Below are 24,358 nucleotides of genomic sequence, written 5' to 3' on the forward strand. Positions count from 1 at the left end.
GGTAATAAACCACTACCAAAAAACTAAATTGTATGATTATAGTCCAAACCATCAAAAAATTCTTGTGCAGTAGACCAATAACTATCTTCGTCTTTGATTGGACGGATGTAAGGAATTTCCCGTGAAAAAACTGATTTCTCAATATAACAAGCTATACCTTCGGAAACTATTGACTCAAGAAGAGTGTTTCTGCATTCAAGTCTATTTTCTCGAACCAGATGAGAGAGTTCGTGATATATAGTTGCCGGAATTTCTACCTCAATAATCTTGTTTAAATCTTTTCTAGAAAAATCAATTTTAATTTCAATACATGATTTTCCAATAGCACTTCCGGCTATTCCCAGTTCAGGAATAACAAAAAAATCTTGTGCCTGAATTATGACTATTTCAACACGGCCAGTGTATTTAAGCAAATTCTTAGCCATATTAAGGGAATTAATCGCAACACGAAAAATATCCTCAACATTTTCGCTGGGAACATTAATAAGATGAATATTACTTTTTTCGTTAGTTTCAGGTGTCATAATTTAAACTCCGGTACAAATCATTAACCGCATCAAGAATAAAAACATTTCAGTTGTTCAAGTTGCCAAAGAATTCGGAAGTCAAAACTAATTTTACTTCGATCACTATTCTCGCCAGAACGAACCAAGGTTCTATTCCTTTATTATTCTACAGTTAGAAATTAATAATTCCCAATAGTGGCCGACTTCTTGCGGACTGCCCCTTAAAGTTGAAGTTCAGCGAGACAAAGTTGTGTATTGGACGAAGTTCGAATGTATTTCGAAAAAAATCCGCAAGATTTTAACAAAAGATACTTCATAAAAATACCGTTTTTCACATTCGCATTATAACTTAACATTGAGCCAAAACACAATAGAATGATATAATAATCAATGTCGATAAGTTTTTACACAATATGACAAAAACCACTACAAAAAATAATTTCATAAATCCCGATACTGGTAGAATATCTATCACGGAAGCATTCGGTGAGAATTTGGCGATTTTGCTTGCGGAGAAGATATCAACAGTACATAAAAAATTTGATTCAAAAAGCTTTATTCAAGATACTAAGAAAGAAGTTATTGATAAAAGCTACACCCAAAGAATAGAAGTGATTGCCGATTTACTAAAACAATATCTACCAGAAAAATACACTGATGCCCTCGCCATTCTCATTAAAATACTTGGACCAGAGAACGAGGAAGAAACAGGAATGTTTACTAACTTCTACTGGCTCATGCCGGTTGGTAAATTTGTCGAGAAATACGGACTAGATAATTTTACTGAGTCAATAAAAGCGATTGAAGAAATTACTAAAAGAAATACTGGTGAATATGCCATCCGCCCTTTTGCTCGCAAGTACCCCACTAAGACGCTCGCAGTATGTACTAAGTGGGCAAAGAGTAAAAATTTTCACTTACGTCGCCTTGCCTCAGAAGGTTTACGCCCAAAGCTTCCGTGGGCACCAAAGCTCGACGTATGGAACGATAATCCAAAACCGATTTTTGAAATTCTAGAGATTCTCAAAGAGGACGAAGTGAAGTTTGTAAAAAAGTCAGTTGCCAATCACGTTCGTGACTGGGTAAAGATAAATCCAAAAGAAGCAAAGAAGTTAATTTCCGACTGGTCAAAATCAAAAAACCAACACACTAAATGGATACTTAAACATGCACAGCGATAAACCTATGACAATAACCACAGCACAAAAATTTGTCGAGAATATAAAAAAAATATGTCGCAAAGCGATATTTTCCGAGAGCTAGGATTAAACCGGACATATATTAGTAATGTCGAGAATGGCAAACAAAATCTTACAATTAGTACAATGGACAAAATCGCCAAGGTGCTTGGGGTGAGTGTAGATAAACTTGTAAAATGATATAATTTTATATAAATAAAATATGAAAAAAGTATACAATACAATTTCATCTCTAGCGGAACACATGTCATATGCGCGAGTTATGACTGCGCTCGTGGCATCAATTGCCATCCTTGTGGGCGGTCTCCTCTCTGCTAACACATACTATGAACTCTCGAGGTACCCTGTACGGCTCTTTGCCGGTCAGTTGGCGTTTAGTCCTGAGAAGGTTGCCGAATGGTATCAGTTTCTCGTTGCAAACGACACGCTTAATATATACATCAAAACTCAATATATAGATTTCATTTTCATTTTTGGCCTGATGGCTACTATATTTTTCACACAACTACTCATTGTAAAACTCAACACCAAGGGGAGTAGGTGGTATACCTTTGCAGTGGGGATGTGTTTTTGGGGTCCACTCCTCGCAACTGCTGATATTTGGGAAAATTTAACTACTTTGACTATGCTTTCAAACCCCACAGGATTTACTCCCACTCTTGCTTATATAGCGTCGTCATTTACCGTGTGGAAACTTTCATGGTCGCTTATTGGTACCACACTCGTCGTGGTTCAATTGATTAGTTTAAGTTATAGGAAAATAATGAATATTAAATAGAATAAACTTATGAATCAAAAAGCACATACTATTAAAAAAATATTTAGTACAGAAACGTCTATTTCGGTATTGATTAATGCTTCACCAGAGAAGGTTTGGGGCATACTCACCAATGTACAAGGGTATAAAAATTGAAATAGTACACTCGTATCTATTGAAGGTGAGATAAAAGCAGGCGGGCAGGTAAGACTTATTTCTAAACTGGATCCAAAAAGAACATTTAAGCTTGTGGTAAAGACTTTTGAACCACCAAAGAAGCTTGTGTGGGGGGACGTGATGGGTACCAGAGTGTATTCACTTACACAAGAAGGAAGTGGAACCTTGTTTACTATGGCTGAGAAAATTAGCGGGCCTTTTTTTCCATTGTTTTCAAAAATGATTCCATCTTTTGATGAATCATTTGATGCATACGCAGAGGATTTAAAAGTTGAAGCAGAAAAATAATATTATTTTGATATAATCGAAAATATAAAAAATTTTTTCCTATAACAATTACAACAAAATGAGCAGAATGCAAAGAATATTATATAAAGTCTAGCGCCTTAGCAAGGCTTCCCCTTGAGCCACTCGGGCATCCCTCCATTGCTATTACATCAAAGAACAGACTACTGTGTATACTCCGGTAAAAACTTTAGCCATCCCATCTTTATGCAAAGAATAATAAATCCTGTATATACTAAAGAAATAATACCAGTTTTAATCAATTCTACTTTAAAGCTTTTTTGTTTTGTTTCAGTCATTAAATGACGAATCCCCTGGTGCATTAAGATAATGCCAATGATATTTGTTAACCAGTAGCCAATAATTAGTGCGGGAATAAATAATTTTTTATGTATCCAGCCAAAAGGCAGAGCAAATAAGTAGGCTAATGGAATATTAATTATAACATCATTCCACCAAGATAGAGGAGATAATATAAATCCAATAATCGTCATGCTCCAGCCAGTGATCTTTTTTCTCAAAGTCATACAAGATCAAAAAAAAATCAATAATTTCTTTTTTATTCTTAATACTTATTATACTTACTCCCCGCTAATACTTGTCTTCTTGCGAATTCTGAACGACGAAGTCGAGCTTCAGCGAGACACTGGCGGTGTGTATTGGACGAAGATGGAATGACTATTGCTGAAAAACTAAATAATTTCAAAAGCTATAATTTTTTTGCATAAATTCCCCAATCATATTGATTAGTATCTTTATACGCTCCAACTTTATTTAGACCAAAATTATTAGTATGAAAATCAGCTGAGCGAGAATTTTTAATTGGCCCTTCACAGATTTCTCCTATATATAGCGTATAGCCTTTATCTTTTGAGAATTTAAATAAATTGTTATTTATAGCGGTTCCTACGCCAGAAATATTTCCTCTTGAAGCTAAGTGTTTTCCGTAAACAACTTTTTCCTTTTCTAAATCAATTGAAAGATCACCAACTTCTTTTTTCCATTTTGGGTGTTTTTCTAAAAAATGTAAAAAATCATATGATAATGAATAACCAACAATCTCACCAATTTTATTTTTAGCGACAAAAATATATGAATTATTAGAATTATTTATGGCCTCAATTATATCTGATTCGGAAATAGGATTAACTAAAAATCCGCTCTCCATAAGCTCACCAACATTCTGCTTATCCGACAACAATCTTTCTTTCTGAATTTCTAAAATATCTTGTATATTATTTTCTCCAGCTATTTCAACACTAATATGTTCCTTTTCAAAATTGTTTTTATCAATAGAATTAAAAATCATAAAAATTTAACAAATTTATTTTTTTTATCTACTAATATAACTTTTGCATCCATTTGTTTGTCAACAAGTTCAAACCCCATAATGATTATCTCTTCTTCTTTTTTAATTAAATATGCGGCGGCTCCATTCATACAGATAACACCCGTGCCCCTTTTTCCCTCAATTACATAAGTTTCAAGTCTTGCGCCACTCGTATTACTAACTACTAAAACCTTTTCGCCACGCCACAGGCCTACTTTTTCCATTAAATCTTTATCTATTGTAATACTACCAATATATGATAAATCAGCCTCGGTTACAATTGCTTTATGAATTTTTGATCTAAGTAGAAACCTCATATGCGTTTATATTACCATAAACAAATGAGACAGTACTAAAGAGGCATAGGGAGTGTCTCATTTTCTATACTAATTTTAATTTTTTAACCATCTTCAAAGCTTCAAAAATATAATTAGAATTCAAACCCTGCAACAGTCCTTTTCTAACTTTTTCTGTTTTGTCTTTATTAACTACTTCTTCTTTCTGTAAAGTATTAATTTTTTCTAATAAAATATTTCTCATTTTATCCGCTTTTTCATTTTTTATACCGACTAAGCTGGTTCCTACTATAAAAGAATTCTCATCAATGAATTTATTTCTTAAAGCCCAGGCCTCGGGCGAATCATCACCAATGTAGCTAATTAATACAGCTAGATCACCATCTTCTCCTTTAGTAAAAAATTCTTGACGCAAGACATCAACTTTTTTTCCTGACAATCCAATTAGACTATTAGCTACTGACGGCATCATTAATTCTTGATATTTATTTCTCAATTCCCAAGATTTTTCATCATCGACTCCAACTAAACCTTCAAACACATTAAACAAAACTTGGTCTTTCAGCTCATCTCTTAATTGCCAAGCTCTTTCGTTTTTTAACCCTGCTAAACTATCGGCCAATCCTTCTTTTACACCTGGTTTATCTAAATAATTACTTTTTAATTTTTCCCTTATTGCCCAAGCCTCTTCGCTATCATCGCCGGCCAAACCTCGGGCCACGCTTTCTGGCGCAAAGACCAGCAATTCGTTTCTAAGCTGATAAGCCTTATTTGTTCTTATCCCGGCTAAACCCTGAACTACTCCTCTTTTGCCATCACCATTTTGATCATGAGACAGAAGATATTCCCTAACTTCCCAAGCCTCTGTCGTATCCAGGCCAGCCAAACAAGCACCAACATAAAAAGGTTCAATATCTTTAAAATTATTATAAACTTTATAAATATCAATTTTTTCTTTCATAGCTGCGGGAATTTCAATTTCATTATCTGTTTGTTCAAAATTTTTCATATTTCTAATAATGCTTATGATAAACCAAATATAGCAAAAATAACCTAGAAAATAGACATACTTTATCTCCTTCTTATCTACTCGGGTCACCACTCACTCGTAGCTACTCGGGTTGCTCCGATACTTAGTTGTCTTGGCGGTGGCGATTTCCGCAACTTTGAACCAGCAAATCGCTTAAGCTTTATTAGACTTGATAAAGTTATACGAAATTTGCGACTAATATACAAAGAAAATCCTGCTTATTTTGATATTCCACAATTCACACAAAAAATTTACTAATTTACCGCTATAATCCGCTACAATCTGCTATATGTTTTGTGGCGGAAAAACTAGCGATATCATTCTCTGAGCCAGTCCAATTCTTTCTTGGGAGGAAACTTTATCCTTATAAAAATCAAAAAGTAAAGAGTAAAATTCAGGGCTGAGCTCTTTAATTTTTGCCATTCGCTGTTTTGGTGCCGGAGTCCACAATTGTCTCAAATCAAAGAATAGTTCAGTCAACGAATAAACAGTTTTAAATAAGACTAAATTTGCTGTAGCCGAATCTTTATCAGTAAGCTTTGCCACCGATCCAATTTCATCTTCTGAGCTAAATTTATATTGTCTAACTTGATAGGGATCATTTACCTTTTTCCCTTGTTTAATGATTTCTGACGCTTTTATCTTTAACCTCTCAATGATTCCGTCTTTGTCATATAAAATCCTTGCTACTTCCCATAGGCCGTAGCAATCATCCTTATGGCTTTCCCAAAAATCAGCGACCGATTTTTCTGTGGTGTAAATAATTTCAAATGCTTGCTTATCTTTATATTCGACAGTGCGTCTATATCCTTCGGTCAAAATGACAACTAAATCGACATCGCTATCTGGCCGATTATTTCCTCTTGCCCAAGAACCAAAAAGAATAACACCCAACACGTCTGATCGTTGTTTTAATTCTTCAAGAAATTGTTTGGTCTCGTTATTCATAAAGTTCGAATCCCTTCAATGTAAACCTATTTTACCAAATTTCGTTTTAGAAAAGTAGTGTAAAATAAGGATTTTTAAGTGCTCATTTTTCAAAACTACTGGCGGAGAGAGAGGGATTCGAACCCTCGAGCCGCTTTCACGACTGACAGTTTTCAAGACTGTTCCATTCAACCACTCTGGCATCTCTCCAATTTAATAATCATTATTATCTTTCACTATACACTAATTCGCACTTTTCTTGACGATATTTTAAAAGAGATATATAGTAATACTACTAGGACTTCGGTCTCCGAGACCCCGTATTTCTTTCTGAAATGCGGGGATCGATTTTTTTATAAAAGATTTTTTATAGATTCTTTTACTTTATTAAACTCTAATTCTGATAATTTACTAATTTTTCTCAATAACCGCTTACTACTAATAAGTCGCAATTGGGATAAATTAAAATAATATACTATATCACGATTTATCAAACTTAAATAATACTCTCTGTCCTTATATTGATTAGTTAGGGGTACAATCCAAAGAGTAGATTTATTAAATTTTTTTAAAACCAATACTGGTCTCTCGAAATTGCCATGTTTTCCATTTTGTTCAGAGCCAATATTAATTCCTAAACTCACCCACCAGATCTCTCTTTCCTGAAAAAACACGGTGTTGTCATCTGGTTTATTATGAATTTTTAACTTCAATTTTGTCCAATTAAAAAGTGTTGCCCAATATTCCTCCATATATTTGAAAATATATCAGGAGGGATTATTTAAATAAATATTATATCAAATATAAATTAGTTACAATATTTATCCAAATCGACAGAACGAACCCAGGGTTCTCATCCTTTACTTTCAGTCATTTATTATTTCTCGAGCTTACGCTCGAAAAATCATAAATGCGGAGAGAGAGGGATTCGAACCCTCGAGACTCGTTAAAGTCTAACACCTTAGCAGGGTGCCCCTTTCAGCCACTCAGGCATCTCTCCAGACTTCACAAAATATCCAAAAAATATATAAAACGCGGGACAGTATTTTCCGCGTCTTTACTTGGTTTTTGGACAACCTGTGCTATAATAAAGATACAAGAAAGAGACTAAACTGTCAATAATATGGCTGAATCTATCAACAATCAAGAAGCTAAAAATCAAGGAGAAGAAATTGGCCACCTCGGCATTGAACTCGCCACCTGGGAAACACCAGAATATCACACTCATGACCGCCCTACCTGGTGGTATATTGTCTATGCCATAGTTGCCATTGGATTGATTGTGTATGCACTATCTACCAATAATTTCCTCTTTGCTATAATTCTCGTCATTGGAAGTTTCACGTTAATTATCAATGATGCCCGAACTCCACAAACAGTTCTTATTAGTCTAACAACGGAAGGAATTATTGTTGGTAATCGCTTTTATGACTATGATGAAATAAAAAATTTCTCAATTGTCTATAAGCCAGCTCGTGATCTTAAACAACTGTATTTTGATTTTAAATCTTTTACCAAACATCGACTATCAATCGCCCTTCACGACACTAACCCCTTGTTTCTTCGCGAACATTTAATCAAATATCTACCAGAGGACCTTGAACGAACAGATGAACCAACCTCAGAAATTATTGCCCGTTTGTTAAAACTATAATTTATATATTCGGAAAAACGGCTGAACATGTTAGTCGTTTTTTTCATATTAAAAACCATGCCTTCAGTTAAAGCTTTTCAAAAAATTATTAAGGATTATTATAATAAACAAGGGCGAATTTTTCCTTGGCGAGAAACACGCAATCCATACAAAATTCTGGTCTCAGAAATAATGCTTCAGCAAACTCAAGCTCCTCGGGTTGTTGAAAAATATAGATCGTTTATAAAACGCTTTCCTTCAGTTGCAAATTTAGCCTCCGCCAAAACAATTGATGTACTACAAGAATGGCAAGGCTTAGGCTATAACCGTCGCGGCTTAGCTTTAAAAAAAGCTGCCGAAATAATTATGAAAGAATACAATGGCAAAGTTCCTAATTCTTTAGAAAGCCTCCTTTCACTTCCTGGCGTTGGCCCAGCCACCGCAGGCGATATTCTGGCTTTTGCCTGGAATCAACCAAGTATAGTTATTGAAACAAATATTCGGTCAGTTTTTATTCATTTCTTTTTTAAAGATACAACAAATATTGCTGACTCAGAAATTCTACCATTAATCCAAAAAACCTTGGATAGAAAAAATCCCCGCGAATGGTATTTTGCTTTAATGGACTATGGAGCCTTTCTAAAAAAGAATCATCTAAATCCAAGTCGTCGTAGTAAACAATATAGTCCTCAATCCCCTTTTTCTGGATCTAACCGTGAACTTCGCTCAAAAATCCTACGCTATATTATTGCCTATTCAAAACAGCCTCTAGAAAATATTGTTGAAAGTCTTCAGGCTGACAAAGAAAGCATTGAAAAGAATCTAAGAGCTCTGGTCAAAGAAGGGCTCCTTCTGAAGCAAATGTATAGAAAAAAAGAGTATTTCAGTATCCCCTCTTAAATCCTAGCCTTTAGCAACCACTAACCCCCAAACTTCCAACGCCCCGGCTTTCTTAAGAGCTTTGGCTGCTTCGTGTAAGGTCGCACCAGTAGTGACGACATCATCTACCAAAATAACCAATGAAGGCGGAGTAGTAGTTGTCTGAAACGAATCAATGAGATTATGAAGTCGCTCAGAGCTGTTAAGCTTTGCTTGCGCCGGACGATGTTCGCGTTGCAATATATCATTTCTAAATTTAAGATTACAGTACTCTGCAACCTGCATTGCCAGCAACTGAGCTTGATTGAATTCCCGCCACCGCTCTCGACGCTGACTTAATGGAACACCTAGTACAACCGCTGAGAAAAAGTCATGCTCAATGGCATAGCCAAGATGAGACTGTTGTATAAAAACTTCCAGTTTCTTATTTAATATATTTGATAAATCATAAGCCAAACTTTTCACAAACCGATATTTATACATTCGTATTAATGAACCAATAACTTCATCTTCATAATCAGCAGCAATTATAATTCCATCAAAAGCATAGCGTGGCTGACAATCCTGGCATATACCACTTGAAACATTAATTTTTGAACAACCGAAACAAATTAAAGGATACGTAAATAATGTTTTAACTTGGCAAGACTGACAGAAGTATTCTCCTTCATGTTTACATATCAAACATTCTTTTGGAAATAGGCAATCCAAAAACCACTGGAAAAGATTAAACTTTCCAGTGGAGGTATTTTCTATGTTCCCTCCAGACATAGTAATTAGTTATAAGGTTAGAATGTTAAAAGGTTATAAAGTTAAAAAGTTATAATGTTATAAAGTTATAAAGAATAATCTGAATTTACTTTATAACATTATAAACCTTATAAACTTTTAACTAAATAAAGTTATTTCTCCCAAGCAACTGTATCAACCTTCCATTCGTTATCAAGTTTTTTCATTGTTAATAAAAGATTCTGATTATAAGTTTTAACTTCACCGCTTGCATTTTCTTCTTGACGCTTTGTGGAAACAGTGATGACTGCAGTCCCAGCCTCAGCATCATATGAAGTAAATGTCGGCACAATCGCCTTTGTTGTGACACCAGAATAATCTAACGTGGTTACTGGTTTTGCTTGTTCTGAAATAACAAATTGTTTGGTGGCAGCTTGCAATTCAGGAGTCATAAACAACTCCAAATCACTTAAATTGCTAAAATCAGATTGTGACGACGAAGAACCATATCTTTCCGTGAATGAAATTGCCAACTTCGTTGCTTGATCTTTGAGTTGAGTTGTAGCATCTCGAGGTGGAACCTCTAATGGGGTTGTGTCTTTTATAACCGCTGGAGCCTCTTGATTTACTTGATTGTCATCACCCGGTGTATCGGATTTATTAAAATCATAAATAAAAATAAAATAGATAATTAGGGCAATTACCAATAATCCACTGACAATAAGGGCAATTAATTTTTTACTCATATAGATATTGTATTATATTCAAGAAAATTTGTCTTGTTATTTAGGAGCTGATTCAGACTTATATACAGGTCCTGCCTCAGCTTTTTTTGCTTCTTCAATTTCAAGTAATTGTTTTGGATCAGAAGTAATTAACTGATCTTCAACATACGACGCCACGATTTTTATTGCCGCGTGCTTATTACCAGCAAAGAAAATACCTTCACCAACTCCACATTCTAGCAATAGATACTTTTCACTTTCGGTTAAGATAAAGGTTTTTTGAACAAGTTCAATAGCGGCCGAAGACTGCTTTAACAAAATTTGCATTGACGAGTTAGTTACAATCGCCTGGCCATACGGCGAGCGTAAAAAGTCATTAACGTCCTGAGTGATAGTCGTAACACCCAGATAATACTTACGACAACGTTTTACCAAAGCAAAGATAAATTTAGCACTATCCTCATGTTGCATTAACCACCAGGCTTCATCAATAACTAAAATTCGTTTACGAACTTCACTGCGAACAACATTCCAAATATAATTAACAACAGTATAAATTGACATTGGACGAAGCTCATCTTCCAAATCACGAACTGAAAAACAAACCAACTGATTATCCATTTGGACATTTGATGGATTATTGAACAAACTGGCAAAGGTTCCTTCAGTATACTTTTGTAATCGTGTCGCTAAATCGGCTCCGCCTTCCATACCTTCCAAAATATCCTGAAAGTCTTTCATGATTGGCGGTTCAATATTGGATAAATCAGCATCAGGCGTAATATCTTTTCGAGCATAGGTTTCCAATAAAGCTCGATCAACAATTGAATCTTCTTCGTACGTTAAATTACCAATCATTAAACGAACCAAACCTTTAAGCGTAATAACTGCACTACGAATAATATCTTCTGTTTTAGTTTGATCACCAGTGGCTTTTGGTAAATCAAAAGGATTAATTTTACTTTTACTAGCCAAAGAAATATTTACATAGGTTCCACCAACCGCCTCGGCTAAATGCTTATACTCATACTCAGGGTCAATGACAATTACTTCAGTTCCCATCATTAAACTACGTAAAATTTCTAATTTTATAGCATAACTTTTTCCCGCTCCAGACGTTGCAAACACAACGCTATTGGCATTTTGCAAACTAAAGCGATCAAATAAAATTAAACTATTATTGTGTCTATTAATACCATATAAAATTCCATTATCACTCGTTAATTCGCTGGATACAAATGGGAAAGATGAGGCGATTGGTGATGAATTCATGTTAAAAGCAATATACATTTCATCATTGTTCAAGGGGAGAGTTGAGTTAAAACCTTGTTCTGCTTGATAGAAAACTCTTTTTGAAAATACCAATCTTGATCCAAGTATATCTTCTATAGTATCTGAAGTTCTATCAAGCTCTGCCATATCATCAGCATAAAAAGTAATATATAAAGCAAATTGGAAAAACTTTTCTGTGCCTTGGGTTAATGAGTCACGTAAACCTTCAATATCAGCTACGGCAGTTTCGCGAATTGGATCACGAGGAGCTCCCTTTTCAGTATCAGCAGCGATCTGCGCTTCCAGGGCACCAACTTTATTTTTTAATTGTTTTAAGATAATGCCACTCTTTACTGGATAGAAAAACATGGCGATATCAAAGGTTGTATTTAAATTAATTATTGGCGCAAACCACCCAACACTAATATAGCGAGGATAAGAAATAACAAAAATAGTTCGTAAGAATTTTCCACCCAATTTCAAATAATGAGGATTGACTTCAAAGCTTTCAGGAGCAATTAGTTCAATAATAGAAAGCAGTCCCCGACGAAAAGTTTTTTCTTCGGTAACTAATTCTTCGGCTGTTTGAGCTTCTTTATCAAAATGCTCAAGCTCAACAAACGGCGTTTCTTCATCACCGGACTTATCAGCGACTTCAGGAGGAACTTTTTTCTTAAATATTTCAGAAAATTTTACCATACTATTGATTATCTTCAAGTCGCAATTGATCAACTGGACCAATTTTTTGGTTGACAGAAGTTACAGGATTATAGGTATTATAATATAACTCAATTAAACTTTGGGTATCAAGTTCAATGGTGTTTAGACCAATTGAATCAAGACCAGAAGTTACATTATCCAGACGTCGTTGTAATTCTTGACGTAAACTTTTAAAATTATCTTCCTTCATTTTTATTAACGAAGCAGGGCTAAATGTTTCTGTTAGGCGAGGCAAGAACCCCTTTTTCTTGTCGGAGAGTGGGTTATAGGGCACAACAACATAAAACCGCTTATTCATAATTTTACTCAAAGAAATCAACTCTTTAATATAGCTAATATACTCCTTAATTTGCATTCTCAAAAGTTCATTAGTTTGTTCTTTTTCTTTCTGGCCAAGACTATTTAAATAATTTTCAATATTTAATTCTCGAGATTGGATAACAATTTGGAGAGGAAAATTAATATTATTTAAAAAACTAACATAGGCCGAAACAATTGAACTTTGTTCGTCCTCATTTTTTAGAGCAAAATTAATACTTGAGACAAGGATAACTGCCCGTAGACTACCATCCTTCATAATCACTGTATCCTGACGAATACCAGCAATATCAAGGTAATGCAAGGTTGAAGGTCGTGTATTTTTTGGGCCGGACATATTGATAATTAGAAGTTAAAGTCACGTCGATCACGAGTCACCACAACGTCATCATCACTTTCTCCCTGATATGAACCTTTCGTATCAACTATTAATGACAACTCACTTAAACGACTGGCAGAATACGTTTGATGAGGGTGTGCAACTTCAACCGGTTTTACTGGCGCATCAAACTCAATTGCTCCTACCAGTGTATCATCTTTACGCCAAACACGTAACCGCGGTTTTTTAAAAGTCTGCAGTATATTTAGAACAAAATAATGAAAAGCAGCTCCATTAATTTTAACAAAGGCAAAGATAATTGCAATTCCAAAAATTACTACACTTATTAAAATAAAAGGTGTTAGGCTAAATATTTTAAAACTTGCAGCGATCAGCACCATAGCAACTAATAAAATAACAAACTGTCGCACTGTGATGGCGGCAATAATTTTGTCTTCAATATCTATGAATTGTGGAACAGTAAATTGGAGCATATTTGCGATGTCATCCCGGACAAACGAACGAAGTGAGCGCGATCCGGGATCTGGTTTTATGTAATCAAATAATGCATATTAAAACTTCAAACTTTTATTTAATGAAATAATAGCTGATAGTTCTTCTGGTTTTAGAAAATCTTTATCTTTTTTTAGTTCACGATCCAGTACGGCACCGAGGGGCAAGTTCTCATTTAAGCTACGTCGGCAAACAGCTACATACAAACGATTTAAAGGACTCTCATTCCAAGCCACAACCGCCTCAATTTTTTTAGCATAATTTTCATTACCAAGTAACTCAATTTTTGACTTTATTTTTTCAACCGCCTTAAGGGCATCCGGGTCTAAGCGACGAAAATTAAGTAGCGTAAAAGATCGTAATTCTTCAACTGGGCTTAAAGCTTTGGCAGTATATCGAACATCATCCATACGAACTTTTCCGCCTTCACCTGCAACAACATTATTAACCGGAGTTACTGGGGTGGTTATTTTACGCAATTTAAACTTATCAACTTTCTTTGCTTGTATGGCCTCTTTTACTACTTGACGAGAATCAGTAAGAGGAACTGCGGGTACTGGAATTGGTTGAATTGGCATAACAGCAGGCGGTGGAGGCATCAGTTCGTGATCAACATCTAATAGTTGAGATTTTGCAGCGACCGGTCTTGCGGGAATATTCTTTAATTTACCCTGATCACGAAGTGAGGTTGTTAAATCATAGGCTTCTGTGGCTACCGTAGCTATAATATCTTCTGGTAGTTTAATTTTTTGAGGCGGGCTCTCAACTTTCTTTGATTCAGTTTTAATAAAATTATTAGCAATGATTAATGTTCGTTCGGCAGCGTCCTTACTCAAGGCTACACCACCAAGTTCAGAAGCTTTCGTTAAGGCTTCCATGGTAGCAAGCTTGTCACGACTACCACGTAAATAAGTTTTTACTACCTGACGAAACTTTCCAGCGGTTAGTTTTTCTGAAAAATTTAGACGACTTTGCTTTACTATTTCCTCAACAAAACCATCAATTGCATCATCAAATTCCGAGGCTGTTAAATCTTGCTTTGATTTGCGAACTTCAGCTTCATCAGCTTCTGAAAAGACTAATTTTGCACCACTATCTTCACCAAGAATATAATCAATCACATCAGCAAATACTCCCCTTCGTAATCGCAGGTCAAGATTTTTAGCTGCCTCAGCACTTAAACCAAGTTCATTGATCAAATATGCAATTAGAGCATCAAACTTAATCTCACCAACCATTATCTTCATAACGGTTGATGCTAAATTTACTTTATACTGCTTACTCAAATCATCAATTAAGGCCATAACTGATGGGTCATTAATTTTTGACTGAATATTTTTTGGCAGTTTGCTGAATTTTGTGAGATACGTAAGCATAACTAAAAAGTAGAAAGTTCAAAATGTTATAAAGTTATAAGGTATTATTACAGAGATTCTTAGTACAATACAAAAAGTAATCAACAAAATATATCCTACACCTTCTCAAGTTTCTTTATTTCCTCTTCAATAGCCTCGCGTTCCAAACTATGTGGAGGATATTGCAGAAGCATATTTTTGAGATTCAGTAATTCATCTGATTCATTACTTATAGTTTCAACTGGAGATCTGGAAACTACTTGCCTTGGCGGTTGTGACTGTTGAGGTGATGGTCTAGGCGTTGGCTTTGCCAGCGGAGTAATAGGCTTTTTTACTGGAGTTGGAGTTGAAATAATTGTTTTTGGAGTTGATACTACTCGTGGTGGTTTTGCTATCACCTGCTCTTGTCGTTTTTGGGCAGTTTCTCCGGCTGGTTTGGTTGCTACTGGCTTAAAAGATTCTGAAAAAGAGGTTTGTCGTTCAGCAACTTCACTAACTTCTTCTCTCGTATTTATTATTTCATCTGGCATTACTTCTTCTGTAACTTCCTCGTCAACGGGGATAATTTCCCAACCTTCGCCATCATCAGAGGGCATACTATCAGGGAAAAACTTGATATTAATGTAAGTTTTTAGAACCTTAGCTAACAACTCTCTTTCGCCTGGAGTTAGATTTTTTGCATTATTAGAATTTATCAAAAAAGCAGACTGACTCATGCTGTCATAGGTTTGACTTCCATATTGTGTGATAAAATCTTTAATCCAGTTATTGATAGATGGGTTAACCAATTGACCGTTGATACTAATAGGGACACTTGTTATAGGTTCTATATTATCATATATCGCTTGCTCTAATTTACTCTTAAAATTCAATTCACGGGCCAAAATAAAAAGCAGTCTTTGGTTAATTACGTCAGTAATTATTGCTGGTCTTAATATTTCTGCCCTTAAGTTACTTTGAAACATTTTGACAACATAACTCTTCTCTTGCTCTAACGTCATCTCTTTATTTGGAGATGCATTAATGAAATTTACTCTCTCCAGTAAAGGCTTTAAAATTGTTTCTTCAATTTCTCGACTTAAACCACGAGCTTTAACCTTTTCAAATTGATACTCAGTTTCAATATAATCAGCAATACCATCAAGCTCTAGCTCACCAATAGCAAAATTAATAATTAATGGTGCAAGATTAATATCATATGCACTTTCTAAGGCACGTAGTGGCTTGATAACTTCAGGAGCTGAGCAAGAGAGTCTTAACTCTCTTGGGAAGTCATTATTAAATTTTTCAATCGCTTCTTCAATAATAAGCATAATAATATTTAATGATCAGGTTATGACTTCTTTGAATCTTGGCTTTTAGGTTTTTTAGGCTCTTCTTCTTCATCGTCATTATGACCTCCTTTTCCCTTGGTAAAATCATCAACTTTTTTACCAGTATCAATTTTATCTAAACTTTCTATATAAACAGTGAAATTCGATTTTGAACCTGGATTATCACGAAGGAAGACTCCTAACCCCTCTTTCATACCTTGTATAACCTTTTTCTCAGAGTCTGTTGGTCCATCACCTCTAGCACTGATTACTCTAAGTTCTTCGTTTATTTGCTCAAGTTTTTCGTTTGCTTCTGAATCACCCTTTGCGAGCATCTTCCAAACACGAGTAGTGGTTTCATCTAAACCACGGGCTCCTCGAGTAAATGATGATTTACCTAAGTCTCTTAGTTTCTTAAAGCCAATAGCAGAGAAAATTTCCGCTGCATGTCTCATTGCTTCAAGTCCTTTTTTAATCGCAGCATTTGTTAACTCTAGAGGATCATATTGCTCTAAAGCATTACCTGCTTTATCAGTTAATTTTGTTACAGTGCTAGGAGAGGTATCAATTGGCATGGCATCTTTGTGGTGTTCATTAATTTCTTTGGTTTTTTCCTGATGTTCTTTCTCAATCTCCTCGGCTTTTTTATCATGAGCAGTATTTACTTTTTTAGTCTCTGACTCAACCATGGCTGGAGAAGATGCATACGCACGACGTATGTCTTCAAGGGATTCATCTCTTTCTTTTTTATTATCATTAAGTTTTCTTTCTTTTTCCTGATCAGCTGTCTCTATTTCAGCATCCCTGCCCCGGGTTTTCTTGGCAGCTCGATGATAGTCTCGTGCCAAATTAATTTTATCTTGATATGCTAAATTAATTTTTGATTCAGCATCCTTGCCGTCAACGCCATATTTATTATAAGCTTCTTCAACGCCTGCGTCATAAACCGTATTTGCTTTATTACGTAAATTGCTATAACGATCTGATATAGAATCAAGTTTTTGCTTGTGTTCAATACCAAATTGCTTAATTTCACCTTCAGAAGCTCCACGAGCTTTCATGGCAGTACGCTCTTCAAGAAAACGAGCTTTCTGTGCGTCAAGATCAGCTTGTTCATTTGTATCGTAATTATGTAATTTCTGATCACGTTCTTGTTTTAAAGTAGAAATTTTACTATCTCGTTCTTGACCTAATTTTTTATACGAATTTGCCTTTTCCTCCTTTGCTTGAGTTTCTAAATCTTTAACAACCGTCGCAGTTTCAATAATATTATCATGTGTTCTTTCTTTTTCAACTTTCTCTTGGTGCTTAGTAGAAAAATCTTTTAACTTTCCACCCATCCATTTTAATGGTAACAATCCGGTTACCGTTGCTTTTATAATCTCTGCAGGGCTTCCACTCAAAGCAGCGGCAGTTATTTGACCTCCAAACGAGGCCTTCGCATATTCATCTAATCCTTTCAATCCTTCCTCTTTTATACCAAATTTTTTAAGAATTTTAAGTTTTCTATCTCTACCAGCTTCTTTCTGTGTTTTTTGTATATCCTTACCCCATCCTGTAAGAAAATCACCACGTTTCTTTGTTGCTTCGCCCAATACACCATTTGTCAATTTGCTTATACGGTCACCAGCCTTACTGGTCAAACTTCCAGTAGCACGTAATCCAACCTGAGCAGTTGACTTTCCAGCACTTTTGGCTAAGTTACCTGTTTTCTTCAATCCCCACCTATTAACTGCCATTCCCTTGCCAACCGCCTTAGCAGCAACGCCACCTAAATCTTTGGTAATAATAACGCCACCAATTAACATCCCAATGGAAATAACAAACTTAAGCATCCCCTCTGGAGTTCCAGCTGTAGAAAGTCCAGCTGCAGCCAATTTACCCTGGTGAGCTTTTTCGTTATCAGATCCGGTAAATGTTACACTAGAAATATTTTTCACATCAACGGTTGCACTAGCAAACGATAACCAAATAAAGAATGCTAAAATTGGCCCCGACACGACATTTTCCGTAAACTGACTCCACCATTTTGAAGCATATTTTGAAGTATTTGGTAAGGCACCGAGTAGATATGCCAAAGGTGATAGTGTCACTAAGATCCACAGCATCACCATACGCATTACTAAAACAAATAAAATTATCACAATGACACCAATAGAGATAATTACATAGCCTAAACCCAAGAGATATGTTCCTGTAATCGAAAGCGCATTAACATCAGTTGCACCTTCTTTTGATATATTTAATAATTGATTAATTCCGAGCATGTCCGATAGATTACCTCCTCCAATATCTCGAAAGCCATTAACAAATGTCAACATTATAACTTGAGCAAAATCGATAATTACTCCACAAATTAATTTTGAGAAATTGATTAGAACTGCCATTAATAGCATTTTTGGTAATAACTTTTTCCATGAATAGCCCTCAATATTTAAAACAGTCGCAAAGGCAATTATCAATAAAATCAAAATAAAAAACATGTTACAAACATCTCGTATTATCCTCCAACCCTGAGTTACTGCTTCCGAAGTTACAAAATCATTATAAGAACTAACCCAAATCAAAAGCTGAATTAATACAACTAAAATTCCTCCACCAATCCAAATAAGCATTGAAACAATATGACCTACAACCGAAGCGGTTGCAGTACCAATATTACTTTCTGCACTTACTGAGTTAACAAACAAAAAACAACCAATAAGTAAGATGGCTATTAATTTATTTTTATGACTACGAAAAAACTTCATGTAATATATTTATAGTAATGCCTTTACGGCCTCCCAAAAAAAACCGAAGCCAAGATCAATTGCAGTCGTCGGGTCATTAATAACCATAATAACTAAAATAATAGGGACTAAGGCTAAGAGAATCAAAGCTGCCACTAATAAATCCAAAATGATTACTAACATTTTCTCCACCAATCCAAGACCAGATACCGGCAGACCCAAGATTGACTCCATCGCCGGTCCACCTCCTTCATTACCACCCTTGCCAACCTTTGGTAACCATTCTTTCCCCAAATCACAAAAAAATTTATCTCCCATAACCATATTCAGAAACCAGTGAACATTAATCCAAATTAATGTTGCACCCCAGCTATCAATCAAATTTAACCAAGCTTGTTGAAGCATTTTACTAGTAGCTTGCTGGATTGGAGCTGCTGCTAATTCAGTTGCTTGCTCTCCAAGTCCACTATTCTTTACATTTTTAGCATCCTGACGAGCTTGGCGATATAAATTTGATATCGCACCTGCACGTTTAGAAGCTGAATCTTTATAAGGTCGATCCGTAAAAGCCTGGCCAAAATCCTTCCAACTATTCCTGACAAGTGCTTGATCATTATTCGCCAAACGGGCTTGTAGCTGTTTTTGACGTAGCATATCACTTACATTAAAATCACTTTGCTTAACTTGATCAAAGGTTAGTCTTTTTGATTCAGCCATATGTAAAATTTGTCTTTATTATACCATAATCTTATCCGAAAGACCAAGTATTTTTACTACAAAACCAACAAAAAAATCCAAACTGGAAATATTCCAATATGGATTTAATAAAACGTCTAAATAAAACTACAAAATCAGCCCCTAGGCATCTTTCATTGGCGGGAAAACTACTGTTTCACGCACTGAACAATCATTGAAAATAGCAAAATTTCGTTCACTAAAACCAAAGCCGGCTGCTGGGGGCATTCCATACTCCATAGCTTCTAGATAATCAGTATCCAGCATCTGCGCTTCTGTGTCGCCTTTTTCACGCAATTTCATCTGAGCCTCAAAGCGCTCAGCTTGGTCAATTGGATCATTCAACTCACCAAAACCTTTGCCCATTTCAGAGCCACAAGCCAGAATTTGCATTCGTTGAACAACTTTTGGATTATGAGGGTCTTTTTTAGCTAATGGTTCAATTTCAATTGGTTGGTTGATAAGAAAATGAGGCTGCATTGAAACTTCTGGCAAAATACGGATTTTCTTTTTAAAAATTAAATCCATCAAACGTCCTCTGCCAGCAGTCTTTTCAAATTCAATATGCTGTGATGTGGCATAATCTTTCAACTCGTCTTCAGAAGCGGTGTTCAAATCAAGATTGGTATATTGCTTGAAAATCTCAAAATAATCCAAAGTTTTCCAATCTCCACTCCAATCAATAACAGAGCCCTGATAATCAAGTTGCAAGGTGCCAAAGGTTTTTTGAATAATATGTTGGTACATTTTTTGTACAAATTTCATCATGGTAGAAAAATCTGCATAAGCCCAGTACCATTCTAATTGAGTATAATCCTGCAAGTGCTCACGGTCAATTCCTTCGTTACGGAAAATTCGTCCAATTTCAAAGACTTTTGGGTAACCTGCCACCAACATTTTCTTCAACGGTAGCTCCAAAGAAATGCGCAAATAAAAATCCTTGTCCAGGGCATTATGATGCGTGATAAATGGCTCGGCTTCAGCTCCACCAGGGATTGACTCCAAAACCGGCATATACATTTCAATAAAACCATTATCTTTTAAAAATTCTCGTGTCGCATCCCAAAAAATTGCTTTTTTAATAAATAAATCTTTGGTTTTTTGATCTAGTAAAATATCCAAATAACGTTTGCGTAACTTTGTTTCCTCATCACTAATGCCAAAGTGTTCGGTTGGTAATGGTCGCAGTGACTTTGATAGCATTCGGATAGAAGTAACTTGCAAGGTTTTTTCACCGCTCTTGGTTATGAATAATGTACCAGTTGCTTCTACAAAATCCCCAGTATCAAAATTATCAACAAAAAAACTAAACGTTTCATCCCCTACCTCAGTTTTATGAAGTAAGATTTGTAACCGGCCTGTCCCGTCGTCTATGTGAGCAAAAGCAAGTTGGCCCATTAATCGTAATGAGCGAACTCGACCTACTAATATCAAGGTTTGGCTTGCTAGTTGATCAAAATTTTCTACTACTTCTTCAAGTTCATGCGTGCGGGCAGTTGAACTTGGATAAGCTTCTAGACCTTGCGAAAGCAAGTTTTCCAGCTTCTTTTTTCTAAAGGCAATGATGTCTTCTAAACGTTCTGACATAGTAATAAATATGAATAAATATGTGTTTACAGTATACCATAATAAAGGATTTTTCAAGGGAGGGCTGGCTGATTCTTTTTTAGCTGCTTCAATCACTATCTAATAAAATGTATATATTATTTCTTTATCATCTCGGTGAAAATATAGAAACTTAACATTATATCTAAATGTTCATATCAAATATATAAGACTAATGAGTGGTTTTTAAAAACACAAAACCGCCCAAAAGACGGTTATTGTGTTTAATATAAAATTTTATAATTATTATTTTTTATTATAATAATTTCCTTTTTTCACATTTCTTTGGCCTAAATACTTAGCAGGAAGTCGGTTATTATTAAGAGCTTTATCCTTATATTTCCCAATTGCCTGTTGATAGCGTGTACCAGGATTCCAAGGAATTAAGTCATTATAACCATGACCTGTTATACTAGTAAACTCACCATATGCCGCACTCACGTCACCATACTTTTCACCCTTGATATGTACTCCAGCTACCATATCTCTATATACCCTATCACCATCTCCTGTCGTAATATCATTTGATGGATCCATAGCAAAAATATAATCTTTATGCGTTAATATACTGTCAGCTTTTGGCCAATTAATATCCGATACATTGTTACGCATCATAGAATACATTACTTCTACTGGTTTTTGAATAGGATAAATGCCTCGATCTTTCATTTTATTAAGTAATTCTTGGTAGGTTGCGTCTGCCCCAAGACCAAGATCCAAGGGATCAACAACAACAATTTCTATGGTTTCTGCCTCATCTTCCGGTGTCAGATCTTCTCGTCTAATTAATTGTTGAACTGGATTACTAAACGACCAACCGTATAGCTTTGACAAAGTGAGCATCTTTTTTATTAATTTTAGATTGTTATCATCTCCATCTTCCTCGAGTTCACCAAGCCTAACTTTGGTTAATACTGGGAAAAGAGGATTCTCTTGGTTCTCAACATTATCTTGTAGTAATTCTGTTTTATCTACCTTGGAGAATTCTTCATTGGCTGTGTTCTTTAATTCTTTTCCTTGTACTGCTGCTGTGAGCATACCATAAGCAGTTGCACCAAACACTAATTTACGTTTGTTACGAGAAAGCCATGATTCTTTTTCTTCAACCTTTTTGTTATTTTCTGCTTCTAACTCACTCTCAGGAGTTTTTTCATTATTTTCTTGCTCTGGCACTTGATTATTTGGGAACTGTTCTATATTAGGCATATTTTATAGTTATTTAGTTAATTATCCCCCCCCCTAAGTATATAATATATCTAAAGAAAGAACAACTTCATATATTGGTCAGGATCCTCTCTGTTATTCTCTTATTTTACTGTCATCTCTGTTATTTTACTCTGTCATCCCTGACTTGGGTGGGATCTTTTTTTCTGTCATCCCTGCGAAGGCAGGGATCTAGCTTTGATTCTATAAAGAATCATTCCCATCAATTCTTCTATTCCTCTCTATTTTAACAATGCCACCTTTTAAAAAAGGTGGCATAGATAGATTATAGAGAGGATTAAATAAAATGATAAAGATAATCTTTTTGTACTATTAAGGCTGGATCCCCGACCAAGTCGGGGATGACATGTAAAAATATGGATATGATAGAGGAAAAGACAATGGCATGAATAAAAAAAGATCCTCCACATATGTCAGATTTCAACATATAGTGAAGGAGTCTCGGCTGGCATTCAGGCACGAAATCTTTAGATGGCTTATTTTACAAGCACCATCCTTTTTGTTTCTGTGAAATTTTCTGACTGCAGTGTATAAAAGTACACACCACTGGTCAGATTTGAGGCATCAAAGTCTGCTGTGTAATTTCCTGCGGACAGGCTTTGATCTAAAAGTACTACGACTTCTTTCCCCACCATATTAAAAACTGATAACTTTACCTTCCCAGATTTCGGAATGGAGAAGTTGATCTTTGTTGATGGATTAAAAGGATTTGGAAAGTTTTGAGAGAGAAAATAGCCCAGAGGAATTTCGTTGTTAATGGGAAAGATTCCAACTGAGTGTGAAGTCTTTAGTATAACTCCATTTCTACCAACAATGAAAAAATCATTAGAAGTAGCATCAACACCTTTAAATTCATCTCCGTTTACTCCCCATGGTTCTTCAGTCCAGGTTTCTCCTCCGTTAATTGTTCTCATAATTAAAGCCTTGTTTCCATACATTAAATCATCTACATATTGACCAACAGCACAGGCTTTATTTGGGTCAATCGGACTAACAGCAATATCATACAATTGACCTCGAGATTCAATTATATATTCATTCCAGGTTTCTCCATTATTAGATGTTTTGAATATTAACGGATGATAAGTTCCAGGAACTATTTCATAACCAGCAAAATAGCCACTCTGGGCATGAAAATCAATAGCCTTACTATGGATACTTCCGCCTCGGATCTTTCCATCAGTCCAGTTAATGCCATTATTTGTAGAAACAAAAAGATTTGTGAGACTTGTAGCAACAGTAATATATCCTTTACCATCTACAAACATAACATCAGTAAATAAAGCATCACCTGAAGAAACAATTTGATTAAACCAACTTTCTCCCCCATTTGTAGTTTTGATAACGGTTGAGAAATCTCCAACCGCGTATCCATTCAAAAAGTCGAGAAAATAAATATTCCTTAATGTTTGCTCCGCCGGTGAGGAAATTTGCCAGTTTAATCCTGAATTTGTTGTTTTAAAAACCCTGCCAGACTCGCCTACAGCAAATCCTTTATCCTCATTTATAAAGAAAAATGAAGTAATGAATTTTGGCGATCCTGAGGAAAATTCATTCCAGGATACTCCAGAGTTTGAAGTCTTTAAATATGAGCCATTATTCAGGGCAACATATCCGGTACTAGCATTTACAAAATGTACATCAAAAAGAAAATTTGTGACTCCTGATGGAAGAATTTCAAATGGTTGGGCGAATAATCTTCCCACCATCAATAAAAAAACAAAAATTGTTTTCATTACTGCTCCTGTATTTTTATTAAGAATTATTTTTAAATGAACTTTT

At 35.3% G+C, this 24,358-nt stretch carries 24 protein-coding genes, 2 tRNA genes and 1 pseudogene; 6 read left to right on the forward strand and 21 right to left on the reverse strand.

Going from position 1 to position 24,358, the window contains the following annotated elements:
• Positions 1-23: 23 nt before the first annotated feature.
• Positions 24-524 (reverse strand): hypothetical protein, encoded by a 501-nt coding sequence (locus IPN41_03320; GenBank protein QQS60130.1) that lies wholly within the window; start codon positions 522-524, stop codon positions 24-26.
• A gap of 395 nt (positions 525-919) precedes the next feature.
• On the opposite strand from IPN41_03320, the gene IPN41_03325 reads away from it, so the two are divergent.
• The 4 genes and pseudogenes from IPN41_03325 (at position 920) to IPN41_03340 (ending at position 2,927) form a co-directional block, all read left to right on the forward strand.
• Complete coding sequence (locus IPN41_03325) at positions 920-1,687, forward strand: DNA alkylation repair protein (protein QQS60131.1); 768 nt, start codon at positions 920-922, stop codon at positions 1,685-1,687.
• Between the two features lie 51 nt (positions 1,688-1,738).
• Positions 1,739-1,885, forward strand: a complete 147-nt coding sequence (locus IPN41_03330; GenBank protein ID QQS60132.1) for a helix-turn-helix transcriptional regulator — start codon at positions 1,739-1,741, stop codon at positions 1,883-1,885.
• Between the two features lie 22 nt (positions 1,886-1,907).
• Positions 1,908-2,483, forward strand: coding sequence for a hypothetical protein (locus IPN41_03335; GenBank protein ID QQS60133.1), 576 nt, complete (start codon positions 1,908-1,910; stop codon positions 2,481-2,483).
• A 9-nt stretch (positions 2,484-2,492) separates the two neighbouring features.
• Positions 2,493-2,927 (forward strand): annotated as a pseudogene (locus IPN41_03340) (SRPBCC domain-containing protein).
• A 161-nt stretch (positions 2,928-3,088) separates the two neighbouring features.
• On the opposite strand, the gene IPN41_03345 reads toward IPN41_03340, so the two are convergent.
• From IPN41_03345 to IPN41_03380, 8 genes are all read right to left on the reverse strand, one after another.
• Complete coding sequence (locus IPN41_03345) at positions 3,089-3,451, reverse strand: hypothetical protein (protein ID QQS60134.1); 363 nt, start codon at positions 3,449-3,451, stop codon at positions 3,089-3,091.
• 182 nt (positions 3,452-3,633) lie between these two features.
• Entirely contained in the window at positions 3,634-4,233 is a 600-nt protein-coding gene (locus IPN41_03350; GenBank protein ID QQS60135.1) for a hypothetical protein, read from the reverse strand.
• On the reverse strand, positions 4,230-4,571 hold the full coding sequence (locus IPN41_03355; GenBank protein ID QQS60136.1) for an aspartate 1-decarboxylase: 342 nt from the start codon (positions 4,569-4,571) through the stop codon (positions 4,230-4,232). Before IPN41_03355 ends, IPN41_03350 begins: the two co-directional genes overlap by 4 nt.
• 64 nt (positions 4,572-4,635) lie before the next feature.
• The gene (locus tag IPN41_03360; protein ID QQS60137.1) at positions 4,636-5,559 is read right to left on the reverse strand and encodes a hypothetical protein; all 924 of its coding nucleotides are present in this window, start codon (positions 5,557-5,559) and stop codon (positions 4,636-4,638) included.
• Positions 5,560-5,865: 306 nt separating this feature from the next.
• Positions 5,866-6,528: a nucleotidyltransferase domain-containing protein gene (locus IPN41_03365; GenBank protein ID QQS60138.1), complete on the reverse strand. Its 663-nt coding sequence runs from the start codon at positions 6,526-6,528 to the stop codon at positions 5,866-5,868.
• Between the two features lie 99 nt (positions 6,529-6,627).
• Positions 6,628-6,717, reverse strand: a tRNA-Ser gene (locus IPN41_03370).
• Between the two features lie 143 nt (positions 6,718-6,860).
• Positions 6,861-7,259 (reverse strand): type II toxin-antitoxin system PemK/MazF family toxin, encoded by a 399-nt coding sequence (locus IPN41_03375; GenBank protein QQS60139.1) that lies wholly within the window; start codon positions 7,257-7,259, stop codon positions 6,861-6,863.
• A gap of 161 nt (positions 7,260-7,420) precedes the next feature.
• Positions 7,421-7,507 (reverse strand) — tRNA-Ser (locus IPN41_03380).
• A 123-nt stretch (positions 7,508-7,630) separates the two neighbouring features.
• Here IPN41_03380 and IPN41_03385 point away from each other — a divergent pair.
• Together IPN41_03385 and IPN41_03390 are read left to right on the forward strand one after the other, a co-directional pair.
• Positions 7,631-8,161, forward strand: coding sequence for a hypothetical protein (locus tag IPN41_03385; GenBank protein ID QQS60140.1), 531 nt, complete (start codon positions 7,631-7,633; stop codon positions 8,159-8,161).
• A gap of 57 nt (positions 8,162-8,218) precedes the next feature.
• Entirely contained in the window at positions 8,219-9,040 is an 822-nt protein-coding gene (locus tag IPN41_03390; protein ID QQS60141.1) for an A/G-specific adenine glycosylase, read from the forward strand.
• Between the two features lie 3 nt (positions 9,041-9,043).
• On the opposite strand, the gene IPN41_03395 is transcribed toward IPN41_03390, so the two are convergent.
• The 12 genes from IPN41_03395 to IPN41_03450 all read right to left on the reverse strand — a co-directional run bounded on the left by IPN41_03395 (position 9,044) and on the right by IPN41_03450 (position 24,312).
• Entirely contained in the window at positions 9,044-9,790 is a 747-nt protein-coding gene (locus IPN41_03395; GenBank protein ID QQS60142.1) for a ComF family protein, read from the reverse strand.
• A gap of 131 nt (positions 9,791-9,921) precedes the next feature.
• On the reverse strand, positions 9,922-10,494 hold the full coding sequence (locus tag IPN41_03400) for a hypothetical protein (GenBank protein ID QQS60143.1): 573 nt from the start codon (positions 10,492-10,494) through the stop codon (positions 9,922-9,924).
• 36 nt (positions 10,495-10,530) lie between these two features.
• Entirely contained in the window at positions 10,531-12,444 is a 1,914-nt protein-coding gene (locus IPN41_03405; GenBank protein QQS60144.1) for an ATP-binding protein, read from the reverse strand.
• 1 nt (position 12,445) lies between these two features.
• Complete coding sequence (locus IPN41_03410) at positions 12,446-13,120, reverse strand: hypothetical protein (GenBank protein ID QQS60145.1); 675 nt, start codon at positions 13,118-13,120, stop codon at positions 12,446-12,448.
• Between the two features lie 8 nt (positions 13,121-13,128).
• Complete coding sequence (locus IPN41_03415; protein QQS60146.1) at positions 13,129-13,596, reverse strand: PrgI family protein; 468 nt, start codon at positions 13,594-13,596, stop codon at positions 13,129-13,131.
• A gap of 78 nt (positions 13,597-13,674) precedes the next feature.
• A complete protein-coding gene (locus tag IPN41_03420) occupies positions 13,675-14,991 on the reverse strand; it encodes a hypothetical protein (GenBank protein QQS60147.1) in 1,317 nt (438 codons plus the stop codon).
• Positions 14,992-15,086: 95 nt separating this feature from the next.
• On the reverse strand, positions 15,087-16,283 hold the full coding sequence (locus IPN41_03425; GenBank protein QQS60148.1) for a hypothetical protein: 1,197 nt from the start codon (positions 16,281-16,283) through the stop codon (positions 15,087-15,089).
• Positions 16,284-16,303: 20 nt separating this feature from the next.
• Positions 16,304-19,033, reverse strand: a complete 2,730-nt coding sequence (locus IPN41_03430) for a hypothetical protein (protein QQS60149.1) — start codon at positions 19,031-19,033, stop codon at positions 16,304-16,306.
• A gap of 9 nt (positions 19,034-19,042) precedes the next feature.
• Positions 19,043-19,729, reverse strand: coding sequence for a hypothetical protein (locus IPN41_03435; GenBank protein QQS60150.1), 687 nt, complete (start codon positions 19,727-19,729; stop codon positions 19,043-19,045).
• A gap of 141 nt (positions 19,730-19,870) precedes the next feature.
• Positions 19,871-21,334: a lysine--tRNA ligase gene (gene lysS / locus IPN41_03440; protein ID QQS60151.1), complete on the reverse strand. Its 1,464-nt coding sequence runs from the start codon at positions 21,332-21,334 to the stop codon at positions 19,871-19,873.
• Positions 21,335-21,598: 264 nt separating this feature from the next.
• Positions 21,599-22,558 (reverse strand): hypothetical protein, encoded by a 960-nt coding sequence (locus IPN41_03445; GenBank protein ID QQS60152.1) that lies wholly within the window; start codon positions 22,556-22,558, stop codon positions 21,599-21,601.
• Positions 22,559-23,052: 494 nt separating this feature from the next.
• A complete protein-coding gene (locus tag IPN41_03450) occupies positions 23,053-24,312 on the reverse strand; it encodes a T9SS type A sorting domain-containing protein (GenBank protein QQS60153.1) in 1,260 nt (419 codons plus the stop codon).
• Positions 24,313-24,358 lie beyond the last annotated feature (46 nt).

This window comes from Candidatus Falkowbacteria bacterium, from assembly GCA_016699775.1.
Lineage (GTDB): Bacteria > Patescibacteriota > Patescibacteriia > Patescibacteriales > Patescibacteriaceae > Patescibacterium > Patescibacterium danicum.